Below are 402 nucleotides of genomic sequence, written 5' to 3'. Positions count from 1 at the left end.
TACAGGAAATAATCACGTATACATCGATAAAGAAGCACAGTTGTCTATGGCAGTGAAAATCATCGTCAATGCAAAAGCTTCCCGTCCTTCTGTCTGCAACGCGGCAGAAACATTACTGATCCATTCTGAGATCGCACCCTTTCTCTTACCAGCCATTGAAAAAGAACTGGTAGAACACGGCGTCTCTTTACGTGCGGATACTCGTGCGTTAGAATATCTAGAGACAGCTGCTTTAGCAGAAGAGGCAGATTGGGATACTGAATATCTGGATTATATCCTTGCCGTCAAAGTAGTCGATTCTTTAAGTGAAGCAATTGCGCATATCAACCGACATAACACCAAGCATTCAGAAACAATCGTGACAGATAGCTATTCGGCTAGTCAGCGTTTCTTGAATGAAGT

Annotated in this window: 1 pseudogene; it reads left to right on the top strand. The window is 42.8% G+C overall.

The window, feature by feature from the left end:
* Positions 1-46: 46 nt before the first annotated feature.
* Positions 47-402: pseudogene (locus FCS21_RS17980) on the top strand (hypothetical protein); the annotation flags it as partial.

Origin of the sequence: Colwellia ponticola (assembly GCF_005885605.1) — a bacterium.
Taxonomy (GTDB): domain Bacteria; phylum Pseudomonadota; class Gammaproteobacteria; order Enterobacterales; family Alteromonadaceae; genus Colwellia; species Colwellia ponticola.
The sequence above is the reverse complement of the archived record's forward strand: the minus strand, read 5'-3'. Positions and strand labels throughout refer to the sequence as shown.